Here is a 12898-nt window from a genome sequence, read left to right as displayed (position 1 = left end):
TAGGTTTTACTATAGTTTGATAATGAATGAAGATGGCAAGAGAGGATGTGTCCATATGAGCGGCAGCAACATCACTTTGAAGCTGGACCCTGAGCGGATTAAGGAAATGCCAATGGTTGATTTGGCATTTGAATTTCTTAAGACAGCTAATACGCCGTATTACTACCGTGATCTCATGATGGAGATTGCTAAAATACGCGGATTGTCTACGGATGGGATTAATCAGGTCATTGCACAAGTATATACTGAAATTAATATTGACGGCCGTTTCGCTTGCGTCGGCACAAATATGTGGGGCCTTAAGCGCTGGTATCCAGTAGAGCGCAGCGAAGATCCAATTTCCAACGCCAAACGCTCCAGAATCATTAACGACGACGACGATCTCGATGATGATGATCTGTTCGCGGATGAAGAAGAGGAAACTTACGCAGCGGACGAAGAGGACTACGATGTTTATGATGAAGATCGTGAGTTCGAGGAAGCTGAAGAAGAAGCCGAAGCAGACGAAGAAACCGGAATCGAAGGCGAAGAGCTGGAAGATGAAGAGGATGATTCGGATGAGGAGCTGGAAGACGGCGAGGAAGCGGACGATTTTGAAGAAGATGAAGAGGAAGAGGACGACAAGTAAGTCCTTGTTCACCCATGAATCGTGTAGGCTTGAAATCGAAGAAAGGGTAAGGAGGTTTCTTAACCATCCCTTCTATTTCTGGGCAGAACGCTCGCTGACGCCAAGTATGACAGGCAGCGCCGTTTATACTTGACAGGTTGTATACGTCAGAGTAAACTATTGCATGGGCTTTAGATTCGGTTAAGACAACCGCTTAATAATACGCCAAACGAAAAGTGCCCCGTACTCTACGGGTGTCACTTTTTTTGTTTGTAGAAGAACATGTTCGGCGACGGAAGGCTCCGGCTTTTCGTTTGATGATACAGATAAACCGCTGTGGCGCGAAAGCGCCTATGTTTATTGGATAGATTGGGAAACCTATAGGAATACACACTAGAGCTTGGAGGGTATTGGCACAGTGACAAAATATATTTTCGTAACCGGAGGCGTTGTCTCTTCCTTGGGTAAAGGGATTACAGCCGCATCGCTTGGTCGATTGTTGAAAAACAGAGGCCTCAAAGTAACGATTCAAAAGTTCGACCCGTACATTAACGTAGACCCGGGAACGATGAGCCCTTATCAGCACGGTGAAGTGTTTGTAACCGATGATGGCGCAGAGACGGATCTTGACCTTGGCCACTACGAGCGTTTCATCGATATCAACCTTTCCAAAAACAGCAATGTAACGACAGGCAAAATTTATTCCAACGTTATTACCAAAGAGCGCCGTGGCGATTACTTAGGTGGAACGGTGCAGGTTATCCCGCATATTACGAATGAAATCAAGGATCGTGTATTCCGCGCAGGCAAAGAATCGGCATCCGACGTTGTCATTACGGAGATCGGCGGTACGGTTGGCGATATCGAGAGCTTGCCATTCCTGGAAGCTATTCGTCAAATCAAGAGCGATATTGGACGTGACAATGTGATGTATATTCACGTTACACTGATTCCATTTATTAAAGCTGCCGGCGAAGTGAAAACGAAGCCGACTCAGCACAGTGTAAAAGAGCTTCGCAGCATCGGCATCCAGCCGAACGTAATCGTATGCCGTACAGAGCATGCGATGGCTGAAGACCTGAAGCACAAAATCGCCTTGTTCTGCGATATTGATGCAAATGCAGTTGTGGAATGCCGCGACGCTTCCACTTTGTATGAAGTGCCTTTGATGCTTCGCGAGCAAGGCTTGGACGATATCGTCGTCAACCACTTGAAGCTCGGCACGAACGAGCCGGATATGACGGAGTGGACGAGCCTCGTTCAGCGCGTGAAGTCGCTGCACAAAACAACAGAAATCGCAATTGTTGGTAAATACGTAGCTTTGCATGATGCTTACCTCAGCATCGTGGAATCCCTTGCTCATGCAGGTATTGATGCAGATTCCGAAGTGAAAATCCGCTGGGTAAATGCGGAAGAGCTGACGGACAGCAATGTAGCAGACCGCTTGCAGGGCGTTCACGGCATTCTCGTGCCAGGTGGCTTTGGTGATCGTGGTATTGAAGGCAAAGTGATTGCCATTCGCCATGCTCGCGAACAGCAAGTGCCGTTCTTTGGTATTTGCCTTGGCATGCAAGTGGCCGTTATTGAATATGCACGTCATGTGGTTGGCCTTGATGGCGCCAACAGCTCGGAGATTAACCCATCGACGCCATACCCTGTTATTGACCTGCTGCCTGAGCAGAAGGACATTGAAGACATGGGCGGCACAATGCGTCTTGGCCTGTATCCTTGCAAGCTTATTCCAGGCTCGCTTGGTGCTACAGAATATGATGATGAGCTCGTCTATGAGCGTCACCGTCACCGGTACGAGTTCAACAATGAATTCCGCGAGCAAGTGGAAGCAGCTGGCTTGACCATTTCGGGAACTTCGCCGGATGGCAGACTGGTAGAAATGGTGGAAATGAAGGATCACCCTTGGTTCTTGGCCGTGCAATTCCACCCGGAATTCACTTCCCGACCTAATCGTCCACAGAAGCTGTTCCGCGGTTTTGTCCGCGCTGCGCTTGCGTTTTCGGAGAGATAGTGTATTCGTAACATAAATGTATAAACCGTCCAATTTTTTTCCTGGGGCAGAAGGATATTCCGACTTGATCCGCGAATATATTAACGATGATGGAAGAGCTGACCAATTGTTGTCGCTCTGTCGTGGGAGGTATTATATTTTGGAACAAAAGAAGCTATTAATAGTGGACGATCAGAATGGAATCCGTGTGCTTTTGATGGAAGTGTTCAGCAGCGAGGGTTATGCGACTTTTCAAGCCTCCAACGGCAAGCTTGCCTTGGAAATTGTGAAGAAGGAAAGCCCTGATTTGGTGCTGCTTGACATGAAGATTCCCGGGATGGACGGTTTAGAAATTTTAAAGCATGTGAAAGCCATTAATAAAGACATAAAAGTCATTATGATGACGGCTTATGGTGAGCTGGATATGATTAAGGAAGCGACCGATCTCGGAGCTCTGATGCATTTCACCAAACCGTTTGATATTGATGAAATGCGAATAGCGGTGAACATGCAGCTAGAAGGCGGTTCCAGCAGTCGTTTCGCGATAGGGTCCTGATTAGCGGGCCCTTTTTTATTATTCTACGGTTTGTACCTTGGCAAAAGAGCTTTACCATTCCTGACGCCATTATGGTATAATGGCTCAGAATCAAGCTGTTTATTTGTCTATCGCATTAGGTATTGGTAAAATAAATGTAAACACAGAGAACCAAGTGGCTTGCAGCTCTGCAATTCTCGAAAATGATGTCGGCGAATGGACAAGGCATTCATCCATGGAGGCACCTGGCTCCTGCTCGTTTTGCAAAGCAAGCCGTATTTCAAGAGAAAATCCGCTTGTTCGGAAGTAACAATCAAGCGTAACAACAGGAGCACGGGATGACGAACCGCCTTCTAACAGTGTGCATGCGGCGGCGTGTGCTCGCTGTGGCGGTTTTTCCTTTGTTCTCTTTCGATACAACGGGAGGACTACAAAATTGATGGAGAAATTGATGATACGCGGCGGACGTCCGCTGCAAGGAACGGTCCAAATCAGCGGTGCTAAGAACAGCGCCGTAGCGTTGGTTCCCGCTGCAATACTAGCGGAGTCCGAGGTTGTGCTGGACAATTTGCCTCATTTGAGTGATGTTGCTGTTTATAGCGAAATTTTGCAAGATCTTGGTGCGGTCATAGACTGGCAAGGCGACATGATGCGTATTGATCCTTCTAATCTTAAAGCAAAGCCTATGCCGAATGGAAAAGTTAAGCTGCTGCGCGCTTCCTACTATTTGATGGGAGCGATGCTAGGACGCTTTGGAGAAGCCGTTATTGGCTTGCCTGGCGGCTGCAATTTTGAACCAAGGCCTATCGATCAGCATATTAAAGGCTTTGAAGCGCTGGGTGCAACTGTAACAAATGAGCATGGCTCGATGCGCATATCTGCGAAGCAGCTGCGGGGAGCGAAAATTTATCTTGATGTGGTAAGTGTAGGAGCAACGATCAACATTATGCTTGCGGCCTCTCGGGCCAAAGGCTCTACGATAATCGAAAACGCGGCAAAAGAGCCTGAAATTATAGATGTAGCTACTCTTCTCAATGCCATGGGCGCAAAAATCAAAGGGGCCGGCACGGAAACCATTCGGATTGAAGGAGTGGATAGCCTGCACGGCTGCCGCCACTCCATCATTCCTGATCGCATCCAAGCTGGAACTTACATGATTATCGCCGCGGCAACGCGTGGAGATGTCCTGATTGACAATGTCATCCCGAAGCATATGGAAGCTATGACGGCGAAGCTGGAGGAAATGGGCGTTACCGTATACGAAATGGATGAATCTATCCGCATCGTAGGCGCTCCAAAGTACAATGCCATTGATGTTAAAGCATTGGTTTATCCGGGCTTTGCGACCGATTTGCAGTCCCCTATGACGAGCTTGCTGACCCAAGCGAGCGGTGTAAGCATTTTAACCGACTATGTATACAGTAATCGTTTCAAGCATGTTCCTGAGCTTGCGCGCATGGGCGCTAACATTCGTGTTGAAGGAAGATCGGCCATTATTGAAGGCGGACCGCTTAACGCCGCTAAGGTACGAGCAGCAGATCTGCGCGCAGGCGCGGCGCTTGTTATTGCAGGATTGACTGTACCGGAAGGCATTACCGAAATAAGCGGTGTGGAATATATTGACCGTGGCTATGACCACTTGGTTGATAATTTGCGCAGACTAGGCGCCGATGTGTGGCGCGAGACGGAAACCTCCTAAATAGGCAGGAAGATTGGAGCTTGGCGCTGGTTCAATGGGATGAGGAATATCCGGCGCCAACTCTGGTATATACTGATAGATCGGAATATAGCGGTTTGCTGTACCATAAAACTGAATAAAGTGGTGAGAACATGACAGATCTTCAGATCGCCGATCTGGAAGAGTTGAAGCTGACGGATTTGTACAAGCTGGCGAAGCAGTATCAAATTCCGTATTATGGCCAACTCAAGAAGAAGGAATTGATTTTCGCAATATTGCGGGCCCAGGCTGAGAAAAGCGGCCTGATGTTCATGCAAGGCGTCCTGGAAATTTTGCCGGAAGGCTTCGGCTTTCTTAGGCCTATCAACTATTTGCCAAGTAAAGAGGATATTTATATTTCGGCTTCCCAAATTCGCAAGTTCGATCTTCGTACGGGCGATCTCGTATCCGGCAAATGCCGGCTTCCGAAAGATTCGGAGAAATACTTTGGTTTGCTGCAAGTAAATGCAGTTAATGGGACGAGTCCTGAACTCGCAGCTGAACGGTTACATTTTCCCGCATTGACTCCTCTTTTTCCACAGAAAAAACTGGTGCTTGAGACGGCATCCTCTAAACTTTCCACACGAATTATGGATTTAATTGCGCCTGTTGGACTTGGCCAGCGTGGACTCATTGTTGCACCTCCGAAAGTCGGCAAAACGTTGCTTCTCAAAGAGATTGCCAACAGCATTTCTACCAATCATCCTGAAATCGAGCTGTTCGTACTGCTTATTGATGAACGGCCTGAGGAAGTAACGGATATGCAGCGTTCGGTTAAGGGCGAAGTCATCGCTTCCACTTTCGATGAAGTGCCGGAAAATCATATTAAGGTAACAGAGCTTGTCTTGGAGAGAGCGCTGCGACTGGTGGAGCATAAGAAGGATGTAGTTATTTTGATGGATAGCATCACGCGTCTGGCTCGTGCCTACAACTTGGTAGTGCCGCCATCCGGCCGTACGCTGAGCGGTGGTATTGACCCTGCTGCATTTCATCGTCCGAAGCGGTTTTTCGGTGCGGCGCGGAATGTGGAAGAAGGCGGAAGCTTGACGATCCTCGCGACAGCGCTTGTGGAGACAGGCTCGCGTATGGATGACATCATTTATGAAGAGTTTAAAAGTACCGGCAATATGGAGCTGCACCTGGACAGAAAACTGGCTGAACGCCGGATTTTCCCAGCGCTGGATATCCGCAGATCGGGCACGCGCCGAGAAGAAATGCTCCTGACGCAAGAAGAACTGGAGAAGCTATGGGTAGTTCGCAAAAATATGAACGATTCCATCGAGTTCGTTGACGGCTTCCTCAAAAAGCTGAAAAACAGCGAAACGAATAGTGAATTTCTCATGTCGCTCGATTCCATGCCAGAGACGAAGCCGCCGCAGCGCAGCAGCACGATCAAAAGCAGCAGTACCAGTTCGTCGTCATCATCAACGCCAGCGGCTGGACGCCGTTCGGCAGCCCCTCGCACGACGCATAGCTCATAGCGCTGCCTGAAAGGAGAACATCATGAATCTTGTATATGCTGATGAGCAAGGAAATGTCTTTGATCATCCTCACTATATAGCTTTAGGCCGCAGCGGCGATATGATTGTCGAAATGATGGAGGACGAGCTCATTCCGTTGCCGGAAGGGGCGACGCTTGTAAGCTTGCCATTTACGAAGGCGGTTGGCCTGAACCCGGATACGGGCGAAATGCAGCTGCTTCCAGGCAATAAGCAGGCGGTAGGCGCACTTTTGCCGCAAGGCTTTACGCGGCTTGCCCTGCCAGGCTATGTCAAAGCGGATAAAAATGAAAAGCTGCCTTTGTTCGGTTATACGGCTGTCGTATGGAAAAACAATGGCTTCTATGTTGCAGCTGAGCAGTGCGATGATCCGGAGCGCTGGGATCCGCTCAATTGCGACCGCGATGAGGTAAAGCAGCAAGTCGAGCGCATCACGTCCAAATATCCAGAAAATCGTCTGTACAAGCATTTGTCGAACTGTGCACTGGGGTATGAATGCTTGACGTCGTCCAATACGTTCCTGCAGCGCTGGGAAGGTGCGGTTCCGGTATCGTATTCGTGCAATGCGGGTTGTTTTGGCTGTATTTCCGAACAGCCGGATGACAGCGGCTTTGTTGCTCCGCAAACCCGGATGAATTTCAAGCCGACGGTGGACGAAGTGACGGAGATTATGCTGGAGCATCTTCGCCATGAAGATTCCATTATTAGCTTCGGCCAAGGCTGCGAAGGCGAACCTTCAACGCAGGTGCGGATTATTGTCGATGCGATGCGCCGGGTGAGAAGCCAGACGTCGCTTGGCTACATTAACATTAATACGAACGCTGGGCTGACAGATCACATCCGTGCCATTGTTGATGCGGGACTGAATTTGATGCGTGTGAGCACCATCAGTGCGCTTGATGACCATTACAATGCCTACTACAAGCCGCGTGGCTATACGCTCGCCAATGTAGAGAAGTCGTTGAAATATGCGGCGGACAAGGGTGTTTATACGTCGATCAACTATTTGATTTTTCCTGGTGTGACGGATCGTGAGGAAGAGATGGAGGCCATGATCGGCTTTGTAAAGCGGACCGGCCTTAAGCTTATCCAAATGCGGAACCTGAACATCGACCCGGAAAGCTATTTGTCCTTGATTCCGCCGGCACAAGGCGAAATTTATGGAATGAAGCAGATGCTGGAAATTTTCCGCGACGAGCTGCCAGATGTCGTAATTGGCTCATTCACGCATGTTCCGCCTGCGAGCTTAATTCAATCTTGATGCCCCAGAAGGAGCGGTTGTTCCGGTGACGGACAGCTCCTTCTTTTGTATTTTACAACAAGGACGGGGCTATGCTATAATGCAGAGATGTATGACTTAATTCTGGGTCCGCCTGTGGCTCAGGGCAGAAAGAGGTGAAAGAGATGAAACAAGCTATTCATCCGACATACCATATCACTACAGCAACTTGCGCTTGTGGTAACACTTTCGAGACTGGTTCCATTAAACAGAACCTTCGTGTAGAGATTTGTTCCCAATGCCACCCATTCTATACGGGTAAGCAGAAGTTCCTGGATGTGGGCGGCCGCGTCGATCGTTTCAAAAAGAAATACGGCATCTAATTGCTGTGATGTCTATTTTGTCTATATTTGGCAGAATACAAGAACCTCCCGTAGCCATTCTAATGGTTATAAGGGAGGTTTTTTTGATGAGATTGAACCAGAGCGTATTGCCTTTAAAAAGCTCGCGCATGCTGTTATTAGCAGGTGTCTTGCTGCTGGCAGCGTCAAGTGCTGCCGGCTGTGGCCAGCCTGATCATAAACAGCAGATGCAATCCTATGGCCATGACGGTTATATGGGGCTGTCCAACAGCAACCCGAACATACCGAATAAGCATTCGTATTTAAATTATGGCTCAGACGGCAAGTTCGTCGGCGAGTTGATTAAGAAGATGGACGGCGTTCAAAAAAGCTGGATTCATTTTAACGGGGAGCATCTGGTCGTTCATTTGACTGCCAAGCCGGGCATGTCCGATGCACAGGTGAAGCAGCTTCAGCATAAAGCAGAGGAGACTTTACAATATAATATGCCGCGCTATGAGGTGCGGGTCAAAACGAGCCGATAATACCCGTTTTTAAGCGAAACGGCGCCTTTCGTCAAGGAAAGGGCAAGCTGTTCACGCTTGATGACAAGGCGCATTTTATGTCTTGTCCTCAGAAAAGTTGCGCTTTGTAACATTATCAGCTATACTTATTTTTGCCGTGCTAGATGGGGAGTTAGCGGTGCCCTGTAACTCGCAATCCGCTTTAGCGAGGTTGAATTCCTGTTTGAGGTTATGTCTATGCGGGGTTTGGCGCTTGCGAGCAGTGTTGACAGTTGGGTCCTCCGCAATGGACGCTTGTGAACTCGGTCAGGTCCGGAAGGAAGCAGCCGTAAGTAAGTTAGTTCATGTGCCGGGGGAGTGCCTGGCTCGAGCTGTGGTGCAAGAGTGCCGCCTGGGTTACATTAATCAAGGGCAGGTGCACGGTATTAAAGTTTTATATTACGGATGTTAACAGACACCGGCGACGCTTTTCGATGAACTCGAATGGTGCTGCGGGTGTTTTTTGTTTGGCTTGAGGCTTTGATGATGTATAATAAGAGATAGAGTATTATAGAGTATTTTTGCAGAATTCCTGTAAGGAAACAAGAAGGGAACGGTCCATGTGACTCATATTGCCTTGTACCGTGCCTGGCGTCCCCAGACGTTTCGGGACATGGTGGGACAACAGCATATTGTGCAGACGCTGCAAAATGCGATAAAAGAGGATCGCGTTTCGCATGCCTATTTGTTCAACGGTCCCCGGGGGACGGGGAAGACGACGACAGCTAAGGTATTGGCGAAAGCAGTCAATTGTGAATCCGGCCCGGCAGTGGAGCCCTGCAACGAATGCGACGCATGCCGCGGTATTACAGCTGGTCATATTATGGATGTTGTGGAGATTGACGCTGCCTCCAACCGGGGCATCGACGAAATTCGCGATATTCGGGATAAGGTGCGCTACGCCCCATCTGAAGTGAGATATAAAGTGTACATTATTGATGAGGTGCACATGCTTACTTCAGAGGCATTCAATGCTTTGCTCAAAACATTGGAAGAGCCGCCTGCACATGTTATCTTTATATTAGCAACAACTGAACCGCATAAGCTTCCTGCAACGATTATTTCTCGCTGCCAGCGTTTTGATTTTCGGCAGGTGTCGCTTGCAGAGCAATCGGAGCGGCTTCATGAGATTTGCAAGGAAGAAGGCATTACCGCCGAAGATGATGCGATTGCTTATATTGCAAGGCTGTCAGAAGGCGGCATGCGTGACGCGATCAGCCTGCTGGAGCAGGTAGCAGCTTTTGGAGGCGGAAGCATTACGCTCGACGGCGCTGTCGATGTGACGGGCGGAATGGCGGCCGACCAGTTCTACGAGCTCGCGGAAGCGGTTCGCGACCGTGATGTTGGTGCTGTGATGCCACTTGTCGAAAGCTTGACGCAAGCGGGCAAAAGCGCGGATAAGTGCATGGAAAACCTGATTTATTATTTCAGGGATTTGCTTGTGCTCAAGCTTGCCCCGCAAGGCGGAGCGGCGACGGAACGCGTCGTTGATGCAGAACGCTTCCAGGCAATGGCGGATGCTTTTACGCCGGACCGCCTGTTTCGCATGATTGATACGCTGAACAGCTATCAATCCGAAATGAAGCATGCTGCTCAATCGCAGACGCTGTTTGAAGTCGCGTTGATGAAAATTTGCACCATCGGCGATAACCGCGAAAGCGCATCTGCGGGGGACGCTGCCCAGCCATCTGGCGGGACGGCGAGTTCTTCCGCAGAGGTGGGCCGTCTGCGCCAGCAGGTGGAGCAGCTTGAGCATAAGCTGGAGCAGCTGCTGCAAAATGGCGTTCCAGCTGCTGGCGGAGGAGCGTCTGCCAGCGGCGCAGCGGCTCGGGCTGGGGCGAATGGCAATCGTCCTGCCTTTAATAACCGCAGCGGCGGCTCTAACTCGGTATCTGTTCGGACGCCAGTTAAGCTGGGGCCATATTTATCCGCTGCTGGCAGCAGTGAAACGGGGCAAGTTCGCATGAAGTGGAGCGAGTTGCTGCAGCGGGTGAAGGAAACCAAAATCACGGTTCATGCGTGGTTGATGGATGGCGAGCCGGTATCCGTTGTGGACGGCAACGTATTGGTTGCTTTCAAAAATACGATGCACCGAGAAACAACGGAGAAGCCGACGCATAAAGAAATTATTGAGCGGGTTATGCAAAGTGTGTTTGGGCAGCCCCTTCAGCTTGCAACGGTTATGATTAAAGAATGGCAATCGGCCACCGATAATGGTTCAGGAACGCCGGACGAAGCGTTTGAACTGCAATCGGATATGCCGGACGCAGCACCAGCCCAGCCTAAATGGGTAGAAGAAGCGGTTAAGCTTTTTGGTGAAGAGCTCGTCGTTGTGAAAGAGGATTTTTAACTATAAATAAGAGGTGATTATAATGAACAATATGAATCAAATGATGAAGCAAGTGAAGAAGATGCAAGAGCAAATGATGAAAGCACAGGAAGAGCTTGTCCACAAAACCGTTGAAGGCACAGCAGGCGGCGGCGTAGTTAACGTTACCGTAAACGGCCACAAAAAAGTTCTTGATATTACAATTAAACCGGAAGCTGTCGATCCGGAAGATGTTGAAATGCTGCAGGATTTGATTATTACAGCTGTAAACGATGCCTTGTCAAAAGTGGACGATGTCGCGAACCAGGACATGGGCAAATTTACAGGTGGCATGAAAATCCCAGGCTTGTTCTAAAAACAAGCCGCAGCTCGTTCTGATTTGAAAGGAGCTACACCTGTTGCATTATCCCGAACCGATAGCGAAGTTGATTGACAGTTTCACCAGGCTGCCGGGTATTGGACCGAAAACAGCTGCAAGACTGGCTTTCTATGTGCTTCGCATGAAGGAAGACGATGTCATTGATTTTGCTAAAGCGCTCGTTAGCGTGAAGCGCAATCTGACTTATTGCTCCATCTGCTGCAATATAACCGATACGGACCCTTGCCGTATTTGCCAAGATAAGCTCAGGGACAACTCCGTCATTTGCGTCGTACAAGAATCGAAAGATTTGGTGGCGATGGAGCGGACGAAGGAGTTCATGGGGCATTATCACGTGCTGCAAGGGGCAATCTCTCCTATGGAGGGAATTGGTCCGGATCAGATCAAAATTGCCGAGCTGCTGCGCCGCCTCAGTGATGAGCGAGTACAGGAACTTATTCTGGCAACCAATCCGAATGTTGAAGGAGAAGCAACCGCTATGTATATATCGCGGCTGGTGAAACCTTTTGGCATACGGGTCACGCGAATCGCTCACGGCTTGCCGGTTGGCGGCGATTTGGAATATGCCGATGAAGTTACGCTGTCCAAAGCACTGGAAGGCCGCAGAGAGCTGGGTTAAAGATAGGCAAAGCTGTTCTTATCGTTCAAAACGATAGGGGCAGCTTTTTTATATGAAGTAGGGTAGGTGAGTATAGCGCATTGCCTTTTCGTTTAGAAAGCTGCTGCGGCTGATTGATCTCGGTGCTAGTTCTATTTGCAAGGCTCCCTGCTTATATATGGAATAAAGGCAGCCTTTGCTTTTGAATGGACAAGCGGGAGGTCATGAGGGAATGAAGCAGCTCAATAAATGGAGAATCGGCAGTAAGACAGCGGAGAAAAAGTCGGTTAATGGGGTTCAAGGGGAGATGGATGCCCTGCAGTGGACCGATCGGCTGCGCCAGGAAATTTATGAGGCCCATCTGGAATGGGAAAATGCAAACCGTTTTTTTGACTATGCTTTGGGCAAAGATCAAATTGATTATGCGATATACGCCATTATTACGGCTGAAAAACGATATGACTCTTTGCTCCGCACTGCCAAAAGAGCGTGCAAGAGCTGGTCGGAATGGAGGGCGGTTCAATGATGAGTACAATCCTACTCGTAGTCCTTGTCTTCTCTTCGGTTGCACTGCTTGCCGTAATTGTTCGACATCGTCTTTCATGGTCATGGGCAAAAAGCTTCACCTTGCACCTGATAAGTGCTTGCGCAGTTCTTTATTTGTTGAATTACTCCGGTCTTATTTCTGATATTAAAATCCCCATTAATCCGGCGACGATATCAACGGTGGTCGTACTCGGTATTCCGGGTATTGCGCTTATTGTAGGCCTGCAGCACATAATGGTGTAGTTATCCGCAAGCAGCGGAAGGCAATGTTTATGGACTAAAGGTGATCAGGACAAGCCTGGATAAGGGCTTTCCTGATTTTTTTGCGTTTGGGTTGACTTGTCCTTATGGTTCATGGTATTCTATATCTCGCGTCAAGGGCAGGTACATACGGGGTTGAAAAACACCGAAAAAGTTTTTTGGAAAAAGTACTTGCAATTGCCTAGGCGCCTGTGATATATTATATGAGTCGCCGCTGAGACATACGGCAGACACGAACGAAACGCAAGCAAGAGAAATTGTTCTTTGAAAACTGAACAACGAGTGAAACTGCCACATTAACT

The 12898-nt window shown here is 48.9% G+C and carries 13 protein-coding genes and 1 other RNA gene; all 14 read left to right on the top strand.

What is annotated here, in order from left to right; all coding sequences use genetic code 11:
* Positions 1–55 precede the first annotated feature (55 nt).
* The 14 genes from rpoE to AC50X8_RS28875 all read left to right on the top strand — a co-directional run bounded on the left by rpoE (position 56) and on the right by AC50X8_RS28875 (position 12578).
* Entirely contained in the window at positions 56–628 is a 573-nt protein-coding gene (gene rpoE, locus AC50X8_RS28940; protein ID WP_056037638.1) for a DNA-directed RNA polymerase subunit delta, read from the top strand.
* A gap of 397 nt (positions 629–1025) precedes the next feature.
* Positions 1026–2630 carry a CTP synthase gene (gene pyrG / locus AC50X8_RS28935; protein WP_056037640.1) on the top strand — a complete coding sequence of 535 codons (1605 nt, stop codon included), beginning with the start codon at positions 1026–1028 and terminating at the stop codon, positions 2628–2630.
* A 139-nt stretch (positions 2631–2769) separates the two neighbouring features.
* Positions 2770–3165, top strand: coding sequence for a response regulator (locus AC50X8_RS28930; protein WP_056037642.1), 396 nt, complete (start codon positions 2770–2772; stop codon positions 3163–3165).
* A 418-nt stretch (positions 3166–3583) separates the two neighbouring features.
* Entirely contained in the window at positions 3584–4843 is a 1260-nt protein-coding gene (gene murA, locus AC50X8_RS28925; RefSeq protein ID WP_056037646.1) for a UDP-N-acetylglucosamine 1-carboxyvinyltransferase, read from the top strand.
* A gap of 131 nt (positions 4844–4974) precedes the next feature.
* Positions 4975–6342 carry a transcription termination factor Rho gene (gene rho, locus AC50X8_RS28920; RefSeq protein ID WP_056037649.1) on the top strand — a complete coding sequence of 456 codons (1368 nt, stop codon included), beginning with the start codon at positions 4975–4977 and terminating at the stop codon, positions 6340–6342.
* A 22-nt stretch (positions 6343–6364) separates the two neighbouring features.
* Positions 6365–7621, top strand: a complete 1257-nt coding sequence (locus tag AC50X8_RS28915) for a radical SAM family protein (RefSeq protein WP_494864898.1) — start codon at positions 6365–6367, stop codon at positions 7619–7621.
* Between the two features lie 143 nt (positions 7622–7764).
* Positions 7765–7962, top strand: a complete 198-nt coding sequence (gene rpmE, locus AC50X8_RS28910) for a 50S ribosomal protein L31 (RefSeq protein ID WP_056037655.1) — start codon at positions 7765–7767, stop codon at positions 7960–7962.
* A gap of 86 nt (positions 7963–8048) precedes the next feature.
* Positions 8049–8465: a hypothetical protein gene (locus tag AC50X8_RS28905; protein ID WP_494864895.1), complete on the top strand. Its 417-nt coding sequence runs from the start codon at positions 8049–8051 to the stop codon at positions 8463–8465.
* A gap of 134 nt (positions 8466–8599) precedes the next feature.
* An RNA gene (gene ffs / locus AC50X8_RS28900) (signal recognition particle sRNA large type) lies at positions 8600–8867 on the top strand.
* Between the two features lie 178 nt (positions 8868–9045).
* Positions 9046–10833 (top strand): DNA polymerase III subunit gamma/tau, encoded by a 1788-nt coding sequence (dnaX, locus tag AC50X8_RS28895; RefSeq protein WP_494882995.1) that lies wholly within the window; start codon positions 9046–9048, stop codon positions 10831–10833.
* A 22-nt stretch (positions 10834–10855) separates the two neighbouring features.
* Positions 10856–11167 (top strand): YbaB/EbfC family nucleoid-associated protein, encoded by a 312-nt coding sequence (locus AC50X8_RS28890; protein WP_056037661.1) that lies wholly within the window; start codon positions 10856–10858, stop codon positions 11165–11167.
* A gap of 43 nt (positions 11168–11210) precedes the next feature.
* Positions 11211–11810: a recombination mediator RecR gene (gene recR / locus AC50X8_RS28885; RefSeq protein WP_046229552.1), complete on the top strand. Its 600-nt coding sequence runs from the start codon at positions 11211–11213 to the stop codon at positions 11808–11810.
* A 211-nt stretch (positions 11811–12021) separates the two neighbouring features.
* The gene (locus AC50X8_RS28880) at positions 12022–12315 is read left to right on the top strand and encodes a DUF2508 family protein (RefSeq protein WP_430160558.1); all 294 of its coding nucleotides are present in this window, start codon (positions 12022–12024) and stop codon (positions 12313–12315) included.
* Positions 12312–12578 carry a pro-sigmaK processing inhibitor BofA family protein gene (locus tag AC50X8_RS28875; RefSeq protein WP_494882986.1) on the top strand — a complete coding sequence of 89 codons (267 nt, stop codon included), beginning with the start codon at positions 12312–12314 and terminating at the stop codon, positions 12576–12578. The genes AC50X8_RS28880 and AC50X8_RS28875 overlap by 4 nt, the downstream gene beginning before the upstream one ends.
* Positions 12579–12898: the final 320 nt, after the last annotated feature.

This window comes from Paenibacillus sp. JT22N15 (genome assembly GCF_059383755.1).
The sequence above is the reverse complement of the archived record's forward strand: the minus strand, read 5'-3'. Positions and strand labels throughout refer to the sequence as shown.

Coding starts and splice junctions, on each gene's coding strand:
- rpoE (WP_056037638.1), top strand. CDS start 56: ATGAGCGGCAGCAACATCACTTTGAAGCTGGACCCTGAGCGGATTAAG.
- murA (WP_056037646.1), top strand. CDS start 3,584: ATGGAGAAATTGATGATACGCGGCGGACGTCCGCTGCAAGGAACGGTC.
- rho (WP_056037649.1), top strand. CDS start 4,975: ATGACAGATCTTCAGATCGCCGATCTGGAAGAGTTGAAGCTGACGGAT.
- AC50X8_RS28915 (WP_494864898.1), top strand. CDS start 6,365: ATGAATCTTGTATATGCTGATGAGCAAGGAAATGTCTTTGATCATCCT.
- rpmE (WP_056037655.1), top strand. CDS start 7,765: ATGAAACAAGCTATTCATCCGACATACCATATCACTACAGCAACTTGC.
- AC50X8_RS28905 (WP_494864895.1), top strand. CDS start 8,049: ATGAGATTGAACCAGAGCGTATTGCCTTTAAAAAGCTCGCGCATGCTG.
- AC50X8_RS28890 (WP_056037661.1), top strand. CDS start 10,856: ATGAACAATATGAATCAAATGATGAAGCAAGTGAAGAAGATGCAAGAG.
- AC50X8_RS28880 (WP_430160558.1), top strand. CDS start 12,022: ATGAAGCAGCTCAATAAATGGAGAATCGGCAGTAAGACAGCGGAGAAA.
- AC50X8_RS28875 (WP_494882986.1), top strand. CDS start 12,312: ATGATGAGTACAATCCTACTCGTAGTCCTTGTCTTCTCTTCGGTTGCA.